This is a genomic window from Rhizobium laguerreae (assembly GCF_019778565.1).
Taxonomy (GTDB): domain Bacteria; phylum Pseudomonadota; class Alphaproteobacteria; order Rhizobiales; family Rhizobiaceae; genus Rhizobium; species Rhizobium laguerreae.
Genome location: NZ_JAAXQT010000002.1, coordinates 295,821 through 315,833 on the forward strand (window position 1 = coordinate 295,821; position 20,013 = coordinate 315,833).

At 60.4% G+C, this 20,013-nt stretch carries 21 protein-coding genes; all 21 read left to right on the plus strand.

Annotated elements, in window-relative coordinates; translation table 11 throughout:
• The first annotated feature begins 91 nt into the window (after positions 1-91).
• The 21 genes from HFO71_RS08375 (at position 92) to HFO71_RS08475 (ending at position 20,004) form a co-directional block, all read left to right on the plus strand.
• On the plus strand, positions 92-721 hold the full coding sequence (locus HFO71_RS08375; RefSeq protein WP_131642121.1) for a hypothetical protein: 630 nt from the start codon (positions 92-94) through the stop codon (positions 719-721).
• Positions 718-2,049, plus strand: coding sequence for a MotB family protein (locus tag HFO71_RS08380; RefSeq protein ID WP_168259398.1), 1,332 nt, complete (start codon positions 718-720; stop codon positions 2,047-2,049). Before HFO71_RS08375 ends, HFO71_RS08380 begins: the two co-directional genes overlap by 4 nt.
• Positions 2,050-2,053: 4 nt before the next feature.
• On the plus strand, positions 2,054-3,346 hold the full coding sequence (gene motC / locus HFO71_RS08385) for a chemotaxis protein MotC (protein ID WP_170268785.1): 1,293 nt from the start codon (positions 2,054-2,056) through the stop codon (positions 3,344-3,346).
• A complete protein-coding gene (gene fliK, locus HFO71_RS08390; protein WP_168339385.1) occupies positions 3,343-4,776 on the plus strand; it encodes a flagellar hook-length control protein FliK in 1,434 nt (477 codons plus the stop codon). Before motC ends, fliK begins: the two co-directional genes overlap by 4 nt.
• The gene (locus tag HFO71_RS08395; RefSeq protein ID WP_168336467.1) at positions 4,724-5,281 is read left to right on the plus strand and encodes a transglycosylase SLT domain-containing protein; all 558 of its coding nucleotides are present in this window, start codon (positions 4,724-4,726) and stop codon (positions 5,279-5,281) included. Before fliK ends, HFO71_RS08395 begins: the two co-directional genes overlap by 53 nt.
• A gap of 280 nt (positions 5,282-5,561) precedes the next feature.
• The gene (gene rem / locus HFO71_RS08400) at positions 5,562-6,233 is read left to right on the plus strand and encodes a transcriptional activator Rem (RefSeq protein ID WP_003545558.1); all 672 of its coding nucleotides are present in this window, start codon (positions 5,562-5,564) and stop codon (positions 6,231-6,233) included.
• Between the two features lie 124 nt (positions 6,234-6,357).
• Positions 6,358-7,659, plus strand: a complete 1,302-nt coding sequence (locus HFO71_RS08405) for a flagellar hook protein FlgE (RefSeq protein ID WP_027666401.1) — start codon at positions 6,358-6,360, stop codon at positions 7,657-7,659.
• Between the two features lie 19 nt (positions 7,660-7,678).
• Entirely contained in the window at positions 7,679-9,166 is a 1,488-nt protein-coding gene (gene flgK / locus HFO71_RS08410; RefSeq protein ID WP_168286979.1) for a flagellar hook-associated protein FlgK, read from the plus strand.
• A 3-nt stretch (positions 9,167-9,169) separates the two neighbouring features.
• Positions 9,170-10,222: a flagellar hook-associated family protein gene (locus tag HFO71_RS08415; RefSeq protein WP_017959008.1), complete on the plus strand. Its 1,053-nt coding sequence runs from the start codon at positions 9,170-9,172 to the stop codon at positions 10,220-10,222.
• Between the two features lie 34 nt (positions 10,223-10,256).
• Positions 10,257-10,604: a flagellar biosynthesis regulator FlaF gene (flaF, locus tag HFO71_RS08420; RefSeq protein ID WP_003556569.1), complete on the plus strand. Its 348-nt coding sequence runs from the start codon at positions 10,257-10,259 to the stop codon at positions 10,602-10,604.
• Positions 10,601-11,050 carry a flagellar biosynthesis repressor FlbT gene (flbT, locus tag HFO71_RS08425; RefSeq protein ID WP_017959009.1) on the plus strand — a complete coding sequence of 150 codons (450 nt, stop codon included), beginning with the start codon at positions 10,601-10,603 and terminating at the stop codon, positions 11,048-11,050. Before flaF ends, flbT begins: the two co-directional genes overlap by 4 nt.
• Positions 11,041-11,484, plus strand: coding sequence for a flagellar hook assembly protein FlgD (flgD, locus tag HFO71_RS08430; protein ID WP_017959010.1), 444 nt, complete (start codon positions 11,041-11,043; stop codon positions 11,482-11,484). Before flbT ends, flgD begins: the two co-directional genes overlap by 10 nt.
• A 99-nt stretch (positions 11,485-11,583) precedes the next feature.
• Positions 11,584-11,850, plus strand: a complete 267-nt coding sequence (gene fliQ, locus HFO71_RS08435; protein ID WP_009992823.1) for a flagellar biosynthesis protein FliQ — start codon at positions 11,584-11,586, stop codon at positions 11,848-11,850.
• Between the two features lie 215 nt (positions 11,851-12,065).
• Positions 12,066-14,153, plus strand: a complete 2,088-nt coding sequence (gene flhA / locus HFO71_RS08440; RefSeq protein ID WP_077977635.1) for a flagellar biosynthesis protein FlhA — start codon at positions 12,066-12,068, stop codon at positions 14,151-14,153.
• Positions 14,150-14,902: a flagellar biosynthetic protein FliR gene (locus HFO71_RS08445; RefSeq protein WP_077977636.1), complete on the plus strand. Its 753-nt coding sequence runs from the start codon at positions 14,150-14,152 to the stop codon at positions 14,900-14,902. The genes flhA and HFO71_RS08445 overlap by 4 nt, the downstream gene beginning before the upstream one ends.
• 7 nt (positions 14,903-14,909) lie before the next feature.
• Complete coding sequence (locus HFO71_RS08450) at positions 14,910-15,323, plus strand: hypothetical protein (RefSeq protein ID WP_077977638.1); 414 nt, start codon at positions 14,910-14,912, stop codon at positions 15,321-15,323.
• Between the two features lie 32 nt (positions 15,324-15,355).
• Positions 15,356-15,919 (plus strand): rod-binding protein, encoded by a 564-nt coding sequence (locus tag HFO71_RS08455; protein ID WP_221967625.1) that lies wholly within the window; start codon positions 15,356-15,358, stop codon positions 15,917-15,919.
• Between the two features lie 121 nt (positions 15,920-16,040).
• Positions 16,041-16,406: a hypothetical protein gene (locus HFO71_RS08460; protein WP_017959015.1), complete on the plus strand. Its 366-nt coding sequence runs from the start codon at positions 16,041-16,043 to the stop codon at positions 16,404-16,406.
• Positions 16,406-16,945 (plus strand): hypothetical protein, encoded by a 540-nt coding sequence (locus HFO71_RS08465; protein ID WP_168256652.1) that lies wholly within the window; start codon positions 16,406-16,408, stop codon positions 16,943-16,945. Before HFO71_RS08460 ends, HFO71_RS08465 begins: the two co-directional genes overlap by 1 nt.
• A gap of 290 nt (positions 16,946-17,235) precedes the next feature.
• Positions 17,236-18,075 (plus strand): WecB/TagA/CpsF family glycosyltransferase, encoded by an 840-nt coding sequence (locus HFO71_RS08470; RefSeq protein WP_168256653.1) that lies wholly within the window; start codon positions 17,236-17,238, stop codon positions 18,073-18,075.
• A gap of 156 nt (positions 18,076-18,231) precedes the next feature.
• Positions 18,232-20,004: a GumC domain-containing protein gene (locus tag HFO71_RS08475; protein WP_168286978.1), complete on the plus strand. Its 1,773-nt coding sequence runs from the start codon at positions 18,232-18,234 to the stop codon at positions 20,002-20,004.
• The last annotated feature ends 9 nt before the right edge of the window (positions 20,005-20,013 follow it).

A 20,013-nucleotide genomic window follows, 5' to 3' on the forward strand; every position in this document is an offset into this window, starting at 1 on the left:
CCTTGCCCGTTTCGAAGGGGATGCCGGCGCCAAGGTCACTTTGAGCGGGGGCGGGCATGCCGCATGCCTCCCGAATGCTGGATGGTTTTTTATGAGCATTACGCTTTCCCGGTATTTGAAGGATTTCGGTGAACCGGAATCGTCAGCGCCGATCCTCGACATGAACGATTTCGGCGGCGACGATTTCCCCGAAATGCCGAGCGAACCGGCGATCGACGTCGAGGCGGAGCGCCGCGAAGCCTATGCGGAAGGTTATGCCGCAGCGACCGTGGAATTGACCGAGAAATACGAACGCGAGGCGCGGACGTTGGCGGAGGTCCATGCGCGTGAACTCGAGGAGCTGAAGCTGCGTTACGAAATCGAGGCTGCGGCGGTCATCGCATCCCGCATCCGCGATATTGCAGAAGAGGTCGCTCAGCTGGTCAGCGCCGGCGCTGCCCAAGTCATCGCGCCTGTTATGACGGAAGCGCTCGCGGCCAAGGCTGTCGAAAGCCTCGCCGCCCTGCTGCGTGATACGATCCTCGAAGGCGCGGCCGGAGCGATCGTGGTCAGGGGCCCGACCCGGCTTTTCGATATATTGAAGGCTGAGCTCGGCGAACATGCAGGCGGGGTTCGCCACTTTGAGACCGACGATATCGATCTTGCCATAGAAATCGGTGATTCCGTCATCGTCACCCGTATGTCCGCCTGGGCGGCCAGCTTGAAGAAAGTTCTGGAATGAGCGAAGGCGAAAACCACCACCACGGCAAGAACGAGATCATCATCGTCAAGAGACATGGCGGCGGTGATCACGATGGCGCCCATGGCGGTGCGTGGAAAATTGCCTATGCCGACTTCATGACGGCGATGATGGCATTCTTCCTGGTCATGTGGCTGGTCAATGCCGCGAACGAGGAGACCAAGGCCTCGGTCGCGACCTATTTCAATCCGATCAAACTTTCCGACGAAAAGCCGACCGAGAAGGGCCTGAAGAAGCCCGTCGACAACGCCGAGGGCGAGGAGAAGCAGGAGAAGTCGAAACAGAAGGAAGAAGATCCGAACGACGGCAAGGCCGCGGCGGATGGTGACGACCAGACATCGACCTCCGGTGACCAAACCAATTATTCCGAGGCCGATTTCTTCGAAAACCCTTATTCGGTTCTCGCCGAGATCGCCCAGGAAGTCGGTCAGCAGGCCAATGTCAGCGCCAAGGGTGATGGCGGTGCCGCCGATTCCGGCCCGGCCACCGGCGCCGATGGCGGCGAGGCCTATCGTGATCCCTTCGATCCGGATTTCTGGACGAAGCAGGTCGAGGTCACGACGGCCGGCAAGCCGTTGCCGCCCGGCAAGAACGACGAGCAGGCGGTCGAAAGCGAGACGACCGAGATCGCCAAGCTTGAGGACGCCAAGCCAATACCGCTGAGCACCGATCAGAGGCCCGCCCAGGAGACCAAGGAAACGAAGGAAACCAAGGGCGCGGCCGAGGCCAAGGACGGCAAGACGCCGGGTGGCAAGTCGCCCGAAGACAAGAAGGCCGAAGCTCAGAAGGACGCCGATCATCAGAAGGATGCGGACAAGAGTGCCGCCGAGGCCGAGCAGAAGCAGCAAAAGGAAGCCGAGCAGCTGCAGGCGCAGATCGCCCAGCAGATCGGCGGCGTTGCCGGCAAGCTCGCCGAAGGCCTGACCGTGACGGCGTCCGAAGGCGGATTGCTGGTCAGCATCTCCGACCAGACCGACGATTCGATGTTCAATATCGGTTCTGCGGTTCCGCGCCAGGAAATGGTGCTCGCCATGGAAAAGATCGGCGCGATCCTGAAGGAGAGGGGTGGTGCGGTTGCCATCCGCGGCCACACGGACGGTCGCCAGTATAAGGGCGCGCAGAACGAGAACTGGCGGCTTTCGATGGACCGCGCCCAGAGCGCCTATTACATGCTTTTGCGCGGAGGGCTCGACGAGAAACGTATCTCCCAGGTCTCCGGCTTCGCCGACCGTCGGCTGAAGCTGCCGTCTGAACCGTTCAACGCGACCAACCGCCGGATCGAGATTCTGGTGCAGGCGGATCAAGGATAGTCGAATGGCGCGTCGGCAGCATCGTTACGTCGGATTTATGGCCCTCGGCCTGGCGATGCTTTCGCCGGCCGCAGCCAATGCGCAGGATCCGGACGATCTCGCGCCCTACAAAATGCTGCGGTCGCTGCAATTCGTGCAGGATTCCGTCGTTACCGGCGATCATTCGGCCGGTGAGATGCAGCGCTTCATGCTGGGCACAATCGACACGCGGCTGCGCACCGTCGAACCGTCGATCTTTGACGACGATCGCAATGTCGACGCAGCGCTGATCTACACGATGAGCGGCGGCAATCCCCAGACGCTCGAATATCTGATCGCCCACGACGTCAACGGCTATTTCGACAACCGTGTCACCGACGTGCTGCGCAAATATCTGAGCGGCAAGGGCCTCCTCGTCGCCAAGACGCTGCAGGAGGCGGCGAAGGAATATCGCGACAAGAAGATCGGCCCCTACCTTGCGCTGATCGGCGGCAACGTGCTGATCGCGACGAAACCGACAGACGCGCTGGATCTCTACGACCAGGCGCGTCTTGCCGCGCCGGGCACGATCGTCGAGGAGGCGGCGTTGCGCCGCTCACTCGCCATTTGCGTCGACAAGGGGATGCTCGACAGGGGAATGGCCTATTCGCAGCGCTATGTCCGTCGATTCCTGCATTCGCCCTATGCCAGCCAGTTCGCCGATCTTTTCGTCACCCTCGTCGTTGGCCACGATCACGACGTGAAACCACAGGATGTCATCGACATCCTGTCCTTCATGGACGCACCGCGCCAACGCGAGGTTTATCTGCGCATCGCCCGCGCCGCCGCGATATCAGGCAAGCCGGAGCTGGCGCGCATGGCAGTCGGACGTGTGCAGTCGCTTGGCGGCACCGACAATGCTTTCGGTCCGCTCGCGGATTTCTATGGCGGCATGGCCGGCCTTCCCACGGAGGATATCGATCAGGCAGCAAAGAATGTCAGCGGCATCGACGGCAACGCGCTGTCGCGGCGGGATCAGGCGCTGCAGGACGCGGCGCGATCCGTTGCCGAGCAGATCCTGCGCGCTCCCGACCCGGCAAGCTTGACGCAAGCCTCTAATCCTAACACTGATCATCAAGAAATCACTTCTGAAAAGGCTGCGGCGATAGCCACGCAACCGGGAGCGCCAGGCGCGCTTCCCGAGCCTGTTCCGGGAGGTGTGGCATCGACTGGCCAAAGCCAGGATACCGACCCCTCATTCAACGCATTTGTGACGACCAATCGATCCAAGCTCGACGAGATCGATGGTCTTCTGGCGCAAGAAGGCAACGAACAATGATGGATATAAGCGTCTCGGGCGGAGCCTCCGGTACGGAGACGGCTGCGGTTGCGAAATCCGCGCGACTGGCCGGAAAAGGTGATGCTGACGGCCAAAAGAACGGCTTCTTCGACGCGCTTGCCAAGGCAGGCAGCGATGCCGTCAATGACGAGCCCGACGACGCGCAGCCGGATCAGGGCGTGGCTGCCGATGGCGGCGCCGAGAAAGTGGCGCGGACGATCCGCGGCCGCAGCAGTGCAAAGCCGTTGATCGACCTCGGCGACGCCGCGCTGAAAGCACAGGCCGAGGTGCAGCCGGAAACGATTGCCGGTATTGAAAAGGCCACGACAAAGGCGGTAAAGGCTGAGGTCAAAATGCCGGCCGATCTCGCCTTCGGCAAGCTCGATCCGAAGGACAGTCCCGCAGACGAGGTCGCTCCGGCAGCCAAAGGCGACAAACACACTAAGGCCGCCGCGCTGGAAACCGATACGGACAAGGTCAGCGACGATGATGATGGCGGCATTTCCGATGTTCTGGGTCTGCTGAAGCAGGAGCCTGCCGACGGGACCGTGACTTTGCCGGCGACGACCGCGCATCACGTCTCCGCCAAGGTCGACGAGGCTGGAGCGGGCGACAAGAAACTCGATGGTATCGAAGCCAAGGCGGGCGGCCATGCGTCCGACGCTCTTGCCGCGGTCAGCGGCAACGTTGAGAGCGGCAAGGCGGATGACATCAAGGTCCCCGGATCGGAGACTGCCGAAGCCGCCGATGGCAAGACATTCAGGTTGAGCCGCGCCGATGGCCGCGGCGTGTCGATGGATGTCCACATCGGCACGGATCAGGCCGGGCCGAAAGATGGCTCGAAGAAGGCCGATGTCGAAAACGTTTCGGTGCTCGAATCGCGCCGCTATATCGGCCTGATGCAGAATACGAATTCCGCCGCCGTCACCGCCGCTCTCTCCGGCGATTCCGAATGGGCGCGCGCCATGGAGCCGAGCTCGGCGCTCTCCAACGCGGCGGAATGGACGAGCACCGGCAAGGTGGTCAATACGTTGAAGATCCAGATGAACCCGCTCGATCTCGGCCTGGTGACGGCGACCATGCGCCTGTCCGGCGACGCCCTGAACATCGACCTCAAGGTCGATACCGGAGCGGCCTATCGTCAAATGAAGGAAGATCACGGCAAGATTCTCGAAGCTCTGCGCAGCCAGGGTTACGCGGTCGAAAACGTCACCATCAGCATGGCGCCGGTCGAGCGTCCCGACGCCGGAAATCAGGGCCAGGCCTCCCAGCAGCAGTCGCTCCCCCAGCAGGGGCAGGGCGGTGAGGCGCGCGAGCGCCAAAATCAGACAGCACAGCGGACGGACGGAGGCTTTAATGGCGCAGGCGATACCAGTGTTGAAGATGCTCGTTCTGGCGGCAGCAGCGGCACTGGCGGCGTTTACCTCTGAGGCGATCGCCTCCACCGGCGCCTGCGAACGCGAGATCCAGTCGGCAGCGGCCAAATACGGCATCCCGGAAGGCATCCTCTATTCGGTTGGGCTGACGGAGACCGGCCGCAAGGGCTCACTCTATCCCTACGCCATGAACGTCGAAGGCAAGGCGATCTTTCCGCCCTCGGAGCAGGACGCGATGCGGCAGTTCGATGTCGCCCGCAACAGCGGCGCCAAGCTCATCGACATCGGCTGCATGCAAATCAACCACTACTTTCACGGCGAGAATTTCCGCTCCGCCGAGGAGATGTTCGACCCGCATCGCAACGTGGAGTATGCGGCAAAATTCCTCCGCAATCTGCATGACCGTCACGAGACATGGACGATGGCGGTAGCCAGATACCATGCCGGACCCAACAATAATCCGGCGCAGAAGCAATATGTCTGCCGCGTCATCTCCAATCTCGTCGCCACCGGCTACGGCAAGTGGACTCTCAATGCGAGTAACTTTTGCCGAGATTGATTCAACCAAAGATGGAAGAGGCGTATTGTGACGAAACTGTGTCACAATGTGGCGGGAATCCGGCACGAATCCCGTGCGCAAGTCATATTTAACCGACCGTTAACTTTTCCACGAAATTTTGGTGTGCATAATCAGGCGGACCCACTAGATATAGATCAAATCGCTACGCAGATCTTAATCAATTATTAGTTTCTGCCATTAACTTTAACGAGTTGTCGCCGATTCGTGCGATTCGTACCCATAGATCATCGAAGTGCCACACTGATTCGGAGGCGGACGAATGATCGTAGTGGTTGATGAGCGTGAGCTCGTGAAAGACGGATATACATCTCTGTTCGGTCGTGAGGGCATTCCCTCCACCGGCTTTGATCCAGCGGAATTTGGCGAGTGGGTGCAGACCGCTGCCGATTCCGATATAGCTGCAGTCGAGGCCTTTCTGATCGGTCAGGGCCAGCGCAACTTCGAACTGCCCCGGGCGATCCGGGATCGGTCGATGGCGCCGGTGATTGCGGTCAGCGACCAGCACTCGCTCGAAAACACTCTTGCGCTTTTCGATTGCGGCGTCGACGACGTGGTGCGCAAACCGGTGCATCCCCGCGAAATCCTCGCAAGGGCGGCTGCGATCCGGCGCCGGCTGAAGGCGATCACCAATTACACCGAGATCGGCGGGATCCGCGTCTTCTCGGATGGTCGTGACCCCGAGATCAACGGCGAAGTCTTCGCACTTCCCCGGCGCGAGCGCCGCATCCTCGAATATTTGATCGCCAATCGCGGCCGCCGGGTCACCAAGACCCAGATCTTCAACGCCATCTACGGCATCTTCGACGAAGAGGTCGAGGAGAACGTCGTCGAAAGCCACATCTCGAAGCTGCGCAAGAAGCTGCGCAAAAAGCTTGGCGTCGACCCGGTCGATTCCAAGCGCTTCCTTGGCTACTGCATCGATTGGGCCTGATTTTCTCGGCCGGGCGGCGGCGCCCGGCTGAACCTCAATTTAGCCTCGCAGCCCGCATGACAGACAGCTTCACGCAAGGCCCGACAAATACTCTCGTGCATAACAGGTAAAACGAGGTTTTCAGATGAGCATTTTCGGCAGCATGAAGACGGCAGTATCGGGGATGAACGCTCAGGCCAACCGCCTCAGCACCGTCGCCGACAACATCGCCAACGTTAACACCACCGGTTACAAGGCTGTGTCGACGAGCTTCTCGTCGCTGGTTCTGCCCTCCTCGGGCGGCAATTACAATTCCGGCGGCGTTCAGACCTCCGTCCGCCAGGCCGTCTCCGACCAGGGCGATATTTCCTACACCACCTCGAGCACCGATCTCGCAATCTCGGGCGACGGCTTCTTCATCGTCCAGGGTCCTGACGGCACGCCGGTTCTGACCCGCGCCGGCGACTTCACCAAGGATGACGAGGGCAACCTCGTCAACGCCGCCGGCTTCATGCTGATGGGCTATTCTTACGACTCCGGCGCTCCCGCCGTCGTCGTCAACGGCTTCGACGGCCTGGTTCCCGTCAATGTCAACCAGGATGGCCTGACCGCCATCGCCTCGACATCCGGTATCTTCAAGGGCAACCTCGATTCCAACGCCAAGATCGCTCCGGTCGCTCCCGCGACGGCTCCAAGCGCCAACCTCGCCACGACGACGACCGATACCAAGAAGGTCTCGATGGTCGCCTACGACCGTCTCGGCAACAAGGTGATGTACGACTTCTACTTCACCAAGTCCTCAGTCGCGGCAGCGCCGCCGCCGGCACCTCCCGCTACGGCTGCCACCTGGGAAGTGGCGATGTTCCGCAACGCCGATGCTGCGGTCGGCGGCGCGACCTCTTTCCCTTACTCCACCGCTGCTGTCGGCACGGGAGCGCTCACCTTTGACCGCGATGGCAAGATGACCTCGACCGGCGCCGTTAACATCGTCGACCCGGTGACTGGCCAGACGATTGCCATGGATTTCTCCGCCTTCACGCAGCTCGGTGCCGATTTCTCCGGTACCGGTACGCCGAACGGCCAGGCAGCGACCCCGGTCAAGGACGTTACGGTTGACGGCGACGGCATCGTCTACGCGAAATACGAAGACGGCAGCACTAAGCCGCTCTATCGCATTCCGCTGGCCAATGTCGCAAGCCCCGACAAGCTGACGCTGATGAGCGGCAACGTCTACAGCGCCAACGGCCAGTCTGGCGTCACCGTCACCGGCTTCCCGCAGACCAATGGTCTCGGCACGATCAAATCAGGCGCTCTCGAAGGCTCCAACGTCGACCTCGCCGGCGAGCTGACCGAGATGATTGAATCGCAGCGCAGCTATACCGCCAATTCCAAGGTGTTCCAGACGGGATCCGACATTATGGACGTTCTCGTCAACCTCAAGAGATAAGCAAGGTACCGGGTAAGCCATGTCGCTCACGTCAGCACTTAATACCGCGCAGAACATATTCAACAATACGGGCACTCAAAGCAGTGTCGTATCGAACAATATCTCGAATGCGGGCAACAAAGATTACGTGCGCCGGCAGGCGATGCTCACCACGTCCTTGAATGGCGCGCAGGTCGTCAAGATAGATCGGGCGCAGGAAGAGGCGCTGCTGCGCCAATACCTGAAGACATCCTCTCAGGACAGTGCCCAGCAGGCATTGCTCGGCGGTCTTGAGGACCTCAAGTCGATCGTGGGTGGCAACGACTACGAAACGTCGCCATCCACCTATCTCGGTGTTTTCCAGCAGAAGCTTCAGGCATTCCGCACGACGCCGGGCAGCACCGTCGCCGCTCAGGGCGCCATCACGGCCGCCCAGGATGTCGCCAACTCGCTGAACAATGCCTCGCAATCCGTTCAGAACGTTCGCGCCACCGCCGACAAGCAGATCGCCACCGACGTCGATAAGCTGAATACGCTTCTCAGCGACTTTGAGAAGGCCAACAATGCGGTGAAGACCGCCACGGCCTCGGGTGCGGATGCATCCGGCGCTCTCGACGAGCGTGAGAAGGCTCTTAAGCAGATTTCGCAGATCGTCGGCGTCAACACAACGACGCGCGACAATAACGACATGGTGCTGAGCACGTCTGACGGGACGATCCTCTTCGAGACGATCCCGCGCAAGGTGACGTTCAAGTCTCAGGATGTCTATACCGCGACCATCGCCGGCAATTCGGTCTATATCGACGGTGTGGCACTTCCGCGCGGCAGCGGATCGACGACGACGGGGCAGGGAAGCCTTCAGTCTCTCCTCCAGGTGCGCGACGAGATCGCTCCGAACTTTCAGAAACAGCTTGACGAAGTCGCCCGTGGCCTGGTCTCGCTCTTCAAGGAGCAGAACACGGCAGTCGGCCCGGCCTATGTGCCTGGCCTCTTCACCTGGAGCGGCGGCACGGTCGATACCGGCGCCACCGCGGTTGCCGGCATGGCGGCGACCATCACGGTCAGCAACCGCGTCATCACCTCGCAAGGCGGCGATCCGATGCGCCTGCGCGACGGTGGCGTCAATGCCACTGGCCTCGTCCTGAACACGTCAGGCGCCAGCGGTTATACGACGGAACTCGATCGTCTCTATACCGCATTGGGCTCCGACATCGATTTCGATCCAGCGGCGGGGACGCCAGTCGGGTTCGACGCCACGACAGGCATCGATTCAAACGTCAGCATCATGGAATTCGCCACGAATTCGCTTGGCTGGCTCGAGCAGTACCGCAGCAATGCCACGACGGCGGCGGAAAACACCTCGGCGGCGCTGTCACGCTCCGACGAAGCCTATTCCAACGAGACGGGCGTCAACCTCGACGAGGAGCTGACGCTGCTCCTCGACATAGAGCAGTCCTACAAGGCGGCGACCAAGATCCTGAACGCCGTTGACGAAATGTTGAAGTCATTGCTGGATATTGCGAGTTAAGCCATGAAGAGCTCATTTATTTCAAGTTCGGCCATTCAGAATGCGATGCGGTTGACGATCCGTCAGGCGCAGAACCAGATGACGAAGGCAACGATGGAAGCGACGACGGGAGTCTATGCCGATATCGGCGTCTCGCTCGGCGGCAACGCCGCCAGGAGCGTCGACTTCAGCCGCGAGGTCGACAGGATAGCCTCGATCAAATCAAGCAACTCGCTTGTCACTGCGCGCATGGAATCCTCGCAGCTTGGCCTTTCCAAGATGAAGGATGTCGGCGACGGCCTCGTTTCGAAGCTGACGGCGCTCCAGGGCAGCCACGACCCAGGCAGCATCACCGTCGCCATCCAATCGGCGACCAGCGCCCTGTCTACGATGATGGATACGGCCAATACCATGGTAAACGGCGAATATCTGTTCTCGGGCATCAACACCGATGTGCAGCCGCTGACAGATAAGACGGCCGCGACGAGTGCTGCCATCGTCACGCAGTTGAATGCATACGCCGCCGCTCTTGTCCCCCCGAAGGCAGTCAAGGATCTGACCGGCGCCGAAATGAGCACCTTCATCACCACGACGGTAGAGCCGATGTTCAGTCAGGCAGCCTGGACCGACCCGACGACCGGTTGGTCGCAGGCGTCGAACCAGAACATGACGAGCCGCATCAGCAACTCCGAAGTGATCGAATCCTCGACCAATGCCAATTCCGAGGGCATGCGTTACTTCGCGCTCGCCTCGGTGATGGCCTCGGCACTGTTGGGACAAGGCCTCAGCAGCGATGCGATGAGCACGGTGTCCAAGCAGGCGATCAGCTACACGGCGAAGGCGACCAGTGGCCTGGTCACCCAGGCAAGCCAGCTCGGTCTTTCCCAAGAGCGCGTCAAGAAGTCGAACGACGCTCTCGACGCTCAATCGAACATCATCAAGAACAAGCTCGTCGATCTCCAGGGCGTCGACCCTTACGAGGCGTCGACCCTCGTCAAGACTTTGGAAACGCAGCTTGAAACGGCTTACACGATCGTCTCGAAGATCCAGCAGTTGAGTCTAGTAAACTACCTTTGATGATCAAAGGCGCGCAATAAAGAAGGATGCATGAATGTATCAGTTCTCATATGCCGAAGTCATGCAGGACTCGGTGGCCGACGCGAAAGAGCGGGAATGGCAGGTTCTTGACCGGTCCATAGACCTGCTGGCGGCGGCGCGCGAAAAGGAAAAATACGGCCGGGAAGCCATTGAAGCCCTGTTTTATACCCGCCGGGTCTGGATCAGCTTCATCGAGGATCTCAAACATCCCGACAACCAGCTGGAGATCGGGCTCAGGGCCAACCTCATCTCGATCGCGATCTGGATATTGAAGGAATGCGACAGGATCAGAAAACGTCAGTCTAATAACTACCAGGGCATCATCGACGTTACCACCATCATCAGGGATGGACTTAAATGAAAAGCACACTTCGCATTTCTCTGAAAGCCGGAGAAAGAATCTTCATCAACGGCGCCGTCCTGCGCGTCGACCGCAAGGTCGCGCTGGAATTCCTGAATGATGTGACGTTCCTTCTCGAAAACCACGTCCTCCAGCCGGAGGGCGCCACGACGCCGCTGCGTCAGCTCTATTTCATCGCGCAGATGATCCTCATCAACCCTGAGGGCAAGGACCAGTCGACGGCGTTGTTCCGCAAGTCGATCACCATGCTGCTCTCCTGCTTCAAGAACGAGGAAATCCTCGCCGAACTGAAGCGCATCGATGCGCTCGTCTCGACAGGCCGTGCCTTCGACGCACTCAAGGCGATCCGCGGCCTTTACGCCATCGAAGACAATATCCTCAACAACCACGAAATGCCGCCGACGATGGTCGAGCAGATTCGCAGGGAGATTGCACCATGGCGGTAGATGCAACATCGAACGTGGCCAAAACGAGTTCGACGACCACAACGAACACGGCCCAGACGAAGGCGACGCTGAACTACGACAATTTCCTTCAACTGCTCATCGCGCAGATGAAGAACCAGGATCCGACCGATCCGATGGATGCCAGCGAGCAGATGTCGCAGCTGGCGAGCTTCTCGCAGGTCGAACAGACGATCCAGACCAACACCAAGCTGGACACGCTTCTGGCAAGCTCGAGCCTTACTCAGGCCAGCAGCTACGTCGGCAAATACATGGAAAGCGCCGACGGTAAGGTCAAGGGCACCATCGAATCCGTCAAGGTTTATTCGGACGGAATCATTGCGACAACCACGGCTGGCGGGAATATACTCGTGCAGGCGGGAATCACTATTGCCGACAAGGCGCCGACCACGTCGACCGACACCAGCGATACCTGATACCCACGGCGCCGGCGCGCCGAATAAGTCGGGTGATACCAATCAATGGCGGTCCGGCCACGGCGGGGCCGCTTCAAGGCGATATGAGGTTGCCTTCGGATGAATGAAGCTGATGCATTGGATCTGTTTCAGGCGGCGATCTGGACCGTCCTGATTGCCGCTGGTCCTGCCGTCATTGCGGCAATGGTGGTGGGTCTCGTCATTGCCTTGATCCAGGCGCTGACCCAGGTGCAGGAAGCGACACTGACCTTCGTGCCGAAGATCGTCGCGGTGCTGATCACCGTCGGGGTCACAGCACCCTTCGTCGGCTCGCAGATTTCGATTTTTACCAATCTGGTCTTCTCGCGCATCCAGTCAGGTTTCTAGAGCAATTCCAGCAAAATTGCGCTGCGGTTTTGGCAGGCAAAGCGCGAAGCGCTTTTGCCGGGGGATTGCGTAAAAACAAAGGTTAGAGCGGGTCTACGCTTCCATGAGAAGCTGAACCGCTCTGAGCCACCTTCGCGCAAGCTTCGCCATTTAATTCTCGATCCGAATTGGGCGGGCCGCATGCCCGCCTCCTCTCATGAAGAGACGGAATCGTCATGGCGCAACCACCTGCACTCCCCCTTCCAAAAGTCGCCCCCAACCTGCGCGATGTTGGATTTGCCCTCGGCATCATCGGCATCATCTGCATTCTCTTCCTGCCGATCCCGCCGTTCCTGATCGATATGGGACTGGCCTTCTCGATCGCCTTCTCGGTGCTGATCCTGATGGTCGCGCTGTGGATCCAGAAGCCGCTCGATTTCTCGTCTTTCCCGACCATTCTGCTGATCGCAACGATGACCCGGCTGGCGCTGAACATCGCGACAACACGCGTCATCCTATCCCACGGAAATGAAGGCCATGACGCAGCGGGCGGCGTCATCGCCGGTTTCGCGAGCCTGGTGATGTCCGGCGACTTCGTCATCGGTCTGATCGTCTTCCTGATCCTCATCACCATCAACTTCATCGTCATCACCAAGGGCGCCACGCGTATCGCCGAAGTCGGCGCGCGTTTCACCCTGGACGCCATTCCCGGTAAGCAGATGTCGATCGACGCCGATCTTTCGGCCGGCATCATCGACGAGAGGGAAGCCCAGCGCCGGCGCCGGGAACTCGAGGAGGAAAGCTCGTTCTTCGGTGCGATGGACGGTGCGTCGAAATTCGTGCGCGGCGATGCCGTCGCCGGCCTCATCATCACCTGCATCAACATCTTCGGTGGCATCATCATCGGCTACTTCCGCCACGGTATGCCGATCGGCGAAGCGGCCGACGTCTTCGTCAAGCTCTCCGTCGGCGACGGCCTCGTCTCGCAGATGCCGGCCCTCATCGTTTCGCTCGCCGCCGGCCTTCTCGTCTCCCGCGGCGGCACCACCGGCTCCACCGACCAGGCGGTCGTCAACCAGTTGAGCGGTTATCCCCGTGCGCTTTCCGTCTCGGCGGTGCTGATGTTCATCCTGGCTCTGATGCCGGGTCTGCCGTTTATCCCCTTCGTGGTCCTCGGCGGTCTTCTCGCCTTCGGCGCCTGGTTCATCCCGCGTCAGGTCGAGGCAGAGAACATGCTTCGCCGCGAGCAGGAAGAAAAGAAGGTCGTCCAGAATAAGGAGCTGGAAAAGGATTCGGTCAAGGCGGTGCTGCGCACCTCCGAAATCGAGCTCGCACTCGGCAAGATGGTCTCGACGCGCCTGCTCGGCGCCCACCAGGAGCTCGCCTTCCGCGTTGGCAAGATGCGCAAGAAGTTCGCCACGCAATACGGCTTCGTCGTGCCCGAGATCAAGGTGACCGACGATATCGCCATCGCTGAAAAGTCCTATCAGATCCGCATCCACGGCACGACGGTCGCTTCCAACCTGCTGCGCGTCGGCGAAGTCCTCGTCGTTACCGGTGCTGGCCGCCGGCCGAGCATTCCCGGCGACGAAATCCGCGAACCTGCTTTCGGCATGCCTGCCGTCTCCATCCTCGAAAACTTCGCCGACGATCTGAAACGCGAGGGCTTTCAGCCGATCGACAATGTCTCCGTCGTGCTGACCCATATGAGCGAGGTCATCCGCAACAACCTGCCGCAGCTTCTGTCCTATAAGGACGTCAAGGTGCTGATCGATCGGCTCGATCCCGAATACAAGAAGCTTGCCGACGAGATCTGCTCGTCGCACATGTCCTATTCGGGCCTGCAGGCGGTGCTCAAGCTGCTGCTTGCCGAACGTGTCTCGATCCGCAACCTGCACCTTATCCTCGAGGCGGTGGCCGAGCTCGCCCCGCATGTCAGGAAGACCGAGCAGATCGTCGAGCATGTCCGCATCCGCATGGCCCAGCAGCTCTGCGGCGACCTCGCCGACAACGGCGTGCTTCGCGTGCTGCGGCTGGGCAGCAAATGGGATCTGGCTTTCCACCAGGCGCTGAAGCGCGACGCCAAGGGCGAGGTGATCGAATTCGACATCGATCCGCGCAGCCTGGAGGAGTTCAGCGAGCAGGCCACCAAAGTTATCCGTGAGTTCATGGATCGCGGCCTGCCATTCGCACTTGTCACGTCGCCGGAAACACGCTCCTATGTACGCATGATCATCGAGAGGCTGTTCGCCACGCTCCCGGTCCTGTCGCATGTCGAACTGGCCAAGGGCATCGAGATAAAGATTTTGGGCTCTATTTCATGATAACAGACCCGCAAGGGACCGTTCTCGCGCTGTTTCTGGTTTTCTGCCGGATCGGTGGCTGTGTGCTGGCTCTTCCGGGTTTTTCCTCGGCGCGCGTTCCCGCACAGCTGCGCGTCTTCATCGCCAGCGCGCTTTCGATCGCCGTCATGCCGTTGCTCTGGGATACTGTCTATCCGGCCGTTCACACCGGTGCCGGAACCTATATCGGCCTGATCTTCAGCGAATCGCTGATCGGCGTGATGTATGGCATGCTGGCGAGGATCTACACGCTCGGCATGCAGTTCGCCGCCTCGATCACCGCCATGATGGTCGGCTACACCCAGCCGGGCTCCGCCGACGTCATCGAAGATACGCCGGAGACCAGCCTGTCGGCCTTTATCACCTTTGCCGGCATGATGATCCTCTTCATCATGGATTTCCATCACATCGTCTTCCGCGCGCTGATCGATTCCTACACGACCATGCCATTCGGCGGTATGATGCAGATGCGCGCGACGCTGATATCCTTTACCGACACGCTGGAGCAGACCACCTACATCATGCTGCGGCTGTCGAGCCCGTTTTTGATCTACGGCTTGATCTTCAACGTCTCGATCGGTTTCATCAACAAGCTGGCGCCGCAGATCCCGGTCTACTTCATCTCCACGCCCTATCTGCTGATGGGCGGGCTCTTCCTGATCTATTTCTCGATTGCGGCGATGGTCAGCCAGTTCGGCCAGTCCTTCGCCTCGATCTATATCGGGCGATGAGGCCGATATGATTGAAAAGAAGCGCTCCCAGAAGCTCAAGCGGCTGCTCTCGGTGCAGCGGCATATCGAAAGAATGGCCGAGAACGATCTGGCCGAAACCAGCCGCCAGCGTGTCGAGGTGAATGTGGCGATGGACGACGTCATCCTCGCGCTCGGCTCGATGGACCCCGTCCACCATGCCTTCTCGCAGAATTACGCCGACCGATTCGGCAGGCTCAGCATCAAGGACCAGCAGCTGACCGGCATGCAGCAGATCCACGAGATGCGGCTGGCGCGCGAGCGCGCCAAGGGTGACCGCTTTGAAGAGGGCATGAAGGAAGCACTCGAGGCCGAGCGCCGCGAGGCCGATGACAACGCCGTCTACGATGTCATCGATCAGCAATTCGCAACGCCAGCCTCCAGCAAGCTTCAAAAACCATAGTCGTTACGATCTTAAATTCAGAGGATTGTAACGTGGCTATTTCGCCTCCCAGTGATCTGGTCCTGGACGTTGTCAAAGCTGCCGACCCCATGGAGGTTCAGGCGGCCCAGGAAAAGTTGAAGGCAAATCGTGCGGCCTTTGCCGCAACGAGTCTCGCCGAAAATGGCAAAGGCTTCTCCAATACGGTCGACGTTCTCGATCATGTCGGCCAGAAGAGCGGCCTCGCCAACGTCCAGAACCGCACCAAGACCGAGGAAGTTCCGGAAAGCTACCGGAAGTTCGAAGCCATGGTCCTGCAAAATTTCGTCAAGTCCATGCTGCCGAGCGAAAGCGAAGAGGTCTACGGCAAGGGCGCGACCGGCGATATCTGGAAAGGCATGATGGCCGAGCAGCTCGGCAACACCATCGCCAAGGGTGACGGCATCGGCATTGCCAAGCAGATGTACAGCGAACTTCTGCGCCGGCAGGAAGGCAAGATCGTCAATGCCTCCACAGACGACGATGACCGCAACACCGCGCTCAGCATGATCGACGACTTCCAGCGTAAGACCTTTGGCACGCCGACCGCCGAAGCCAAGACCGATAGAACAGGATGATCTTAGGCCGGTTGGCCAAAAATCCGAATCCCGTTCCAGTTAACAGTTAGAGCATGCTGTTGTCCGAAAACTCCGTACGTTTTTCGCATCATGATCTAAGCGAAGCATAACCGAGGGTATCATGGAAATAATTTCGAACGAATACAGGATCAAATCCGTTCTCGGACGCCTCGAAATGATCATCGACAATGAGAACACCCGGATCGGCAACGACCCGCAGTTCGATCTCAAGGTCTCCAATGCCCACAAGAGCCGCTGCCTCTACGAGCTGTCGACGCTTTTCCGCGACACCGATCCGGCCGAGCTTGCCGCTGCCCATCTCGATCAGCTGCACGGCCTAAAGAAGAAGCTGGTTCTCAATGCCCGTCGCGTTGAGGCGCATCTCGAAGCGGTTCGCGCTGTCGCCGACCTGCTGAAGAATGCAGTTCAGGACGCCGACGCCGACGGCACCTATTCCCAGGAACAATTTGCCGCGCGTGGAAACTGATGGTCAAGCTCGTCCTCACCGGTGTCTGGGTTTGCGCCATCACCTTGGCCTCGGTCTATTTCTCGGTGTACCTGGCGACCGCGCCGGCGCCCGCAGCAACGGATTCCAAGCAGAGCGCGCTTGAACTGGTGAAGGGCGAAACGATCACGGTGCCGATCATCGGCAACGGTGCGATCACCGGCTATTTCCTCGGCCGCGTTTCGTTCATGATGAACAAGGACATGCTGAAAGGCGTGACGCTGCCACTGAGCGAGATGACGACGGACGAGCTTTTCAGCCTGCTGGTCGGCAACAAGATGGTCGATATCGCCCACATCAAATCCTTCGATCCGAAGGCTTTTCGCGAAGAGATCAAGAAGGGCATGAACGAACGCCTCGGTGGCGAATACGTCGCCGACGTGATGCTGGAGCAGCTCGACTATCTTTCCAAGGAAGAGGTCAAGGAAAGCTCCGCCGGTCAGCTGAAGAAGGTGGGTGCACCGGTCAAGATCGTCGAGACCGCACCGGCCGCCGAAGCACCGGCGCCAGCGGCCCATTAACGACTATCATATCATTGACGGCAAACGGCGCCCTCGGGCGCCGTTTGCCGTTGGCGCGCGTGGTTAATAAACTACTTATGCGAGCATGGAAATTCAAGGAATTTTCCTAAGGGTTGTTTGAAACCGTCCTGTTATATCAGGTGTCACAGCTTGGCATGCGCCGCTTCTCCGGGATCGGAGGGACGCGCACCGGCGGGACGCGACCGGTCCTTTCGAGACCTCCGGTGCGGAAATATGGGCTTGTTTTCCGGGATGTCGGGCGCATGCAGCACCCTCGGCAGGAGGTAGGAATGAATCTGATTGCCAACTTCGCGGTGCTCGCATCGCGGCGGACGATCTTCGATCTGCCGGTCTGCGATCTCGGCTGGGACGACGCCCTCGTTTTCATCAACGAGCTGGCCTCCATTCCCGTTGGCCAGACCGTGGTTTGCTTCGTCAACGCCCACAACATGCTGACGACGCTACGCGACGACGAATATTACCGGATTATGTCGCACAATCTGGTGCTGCCTGACGGTATCGGCCTCAACATCGCATCGCAAATCGCCCATGGTGCGCCGTTTCCCGCCAATCTGAACGGCACCGATTTTGTGCCGGCCTTCCTGACCTTCATGGAGGCCCCGCGCCGCATCGGCCTCATCGGCGGCACGCGCACGGTCGTCGAGGCGGCGGCAGAAAATTTCCGCAGGCACACGCCTTGGCATGAATTCGTCGTCGTTTCCGACGGCTATTTCGACAAGGTCGATCCAACTGATGTCATCGAGGAGCTCGAACATCAGAAGCTCGATATCCTGATTGTCGGCATGGGAACGCCGCTGCAGGAGAAATGGGTTCACAACAATATCCGCGCCGATCATGCGCGCCTGGTGTTGACGGTGGGCGCTCTCTTCGACTTCGTCTCCGGCGCCGTGCCGCGCGCGCCGAAGACGGTGCGGATGATGCGTCTGGAATGGGCCTATCGCCTGCTGCAGGAGCCGACGCGCCTCTGGCGCCGTTACATCGTCGGCATCCCGGTCTTCCTCTTCCATGTCCTGCGCTACCGCTTCCGCCGGCGCGAAAGGATCCTCAGCTATCCGGAAGAGCACGGCAACGCGCTGCAGCCGCAGTCGGACCATAAGAAGGCGAGCTGAGCTTATAGCGCCGCGTGTCTAACAGGATGCGCGGCTTAGCAATTCTTGCCCGCCGCGGTTAACCATTTCTTTGCCATGAATATTTAGAGTCGTTTAATCATCTGCATTCGTGCGGATGAGCGAACTCGGCCATCATGTGCATGAGATGTGGCGCAAATGTACGATATCAGGGCCAGAAACAGCTTCCAGGATCGCGCAGCCGCAGGGCCGCGCCCCCATGACGATTCCTATGCTCCGCCCCGGTCGAGCCGGCCTGATATCGCGCCGCCCGAGGCCGAATTGCTGCGCGCCATCGGCCGCGCGCTGGAAGAACAGCGCGCCAGTGCGGCGCGCACCGCACCGCTGGTCGACCGCATCGAAACCATCCTCGGCAACCGCCTCCGGGCCGCCAACGACGTCGGCCATCCGCTTCCTCAGGAGCCGGCGGGCGATGAAGAGCTGGGCGTTCCGGCCGACCAGCCGATGATCTCACCCGCACCCCTGGCCGCGGTCCGTGAAGAGCCCGCCGACCCCCGGTCGGTAGCGCCGCTGCGTCGGGCGAGCGGGATCGGCCTTGCGATGATGGTGGCCGCCGCGACGATCATCGGCGCGGGCTTGCCGGCGCTGATGCCAGCTTCGCCCGCCCTCTATCGTGCCGAGGCGACACTTGCGGTGAAGAGCGATGTAGCAAGTCGCGCTGCCTTCACCCAGGCCGCGGCGAAAGGGCTGCTGTCGGCGCGGGTGGTTGCTTCGACGGTGGCCGCCCTGAAACTCGATCATGATCCCGAATTTGCCGGCGCCAGCGCCAATGCGCTCGGCGTCGCGCTCGATCTGCTCTCGGCGACCGGTGCTGCTGCCGATCCGGCCTCGCGCGCCGAGGCTGCGCTGAAACATGCGGTCGAGATACTGCCCGATGCCGCCGCCGGCACCATCCTCGTCAGGGTGACGACCGGCGACAGCGGCAAATCCATGCGCATCGCCGCAAGGCTTGCCGAAGCGGTGTCCGCAGCAGACGGAGCCGGCGGCAACGTCGAGACCGATGCCGCCTTGCGTAAAACCTATGACGAAGTGAAAGCGGAGCTTGCCGCCTTCACCGCGAAGAGCGGCGAGGGCAATGTCAAGGTAGCGACCGATCTTCGCCGCCAGATCGACCGGCTCGATGCCGATCTGAAAGAGGCAGACCAGAATATCCTTGCCGCCAAGGCGCAGGCCGACCGGCTCAAGGCCGCAAAACTTGCCGAAGTGCTCGACGGCTCGCTCCCCTCTGATATGCTTTCGCCGGCGCTACAGGACTGGCGCGACAAATATTCCGTCGCCAAAACGACGCTTGCGCAGCTTTCGGCCGAGCTTGGTCCGCGCCATCCGCGCCTCTTGCAGCAGCAGGCCGAAACGGACGGTCTCAAGGAGAATATGGGCAAGGAGCTTACCCGTCTTGCCCAGACTGCCAACCTCACTGCTAAGGCCGCCGTCGATGCGCGCAAGGGCCTGAACGATCGCCGCAACACGCTGATCGCCCAGAGCCGGGACACCGGCGTCGATTTGTCACGCCTGACCGAACTCAGCGAAAAGGCGAATGCCGCCCGCTCGCGCCTCGAAGAGGCGACGTCCGCAGCGGTGGAAACGGCCGCCGACGGTCGTATCGTTCTCCTGAAGCCGGCGTTGGCAACCGCAGTATCGGGAAGCGATGGTCTGATCGGCCGAACCCTGACTGGTGCCGCGGCGGGCCTTGCGATAGGCCTTGCTGCGGCTTTCCTGCTCCGGCTGCGTAGGCCCGTCGCCGATTCCGCAAGCGAGAAAAAGCCCGTATCCCGGCCGCAGGCCCCACTGCCCTCAATGCCTGTGCCTGCCCCCGCGCCGCTCGACGAAATGGAGCTGCTGCGCTCCGAAATCTCCGGCCTGCGCGACCGGCTTCGTGTTCATGCGCTCGAAGCGCGGCAGCCGCTGCGCTGAACGAACATT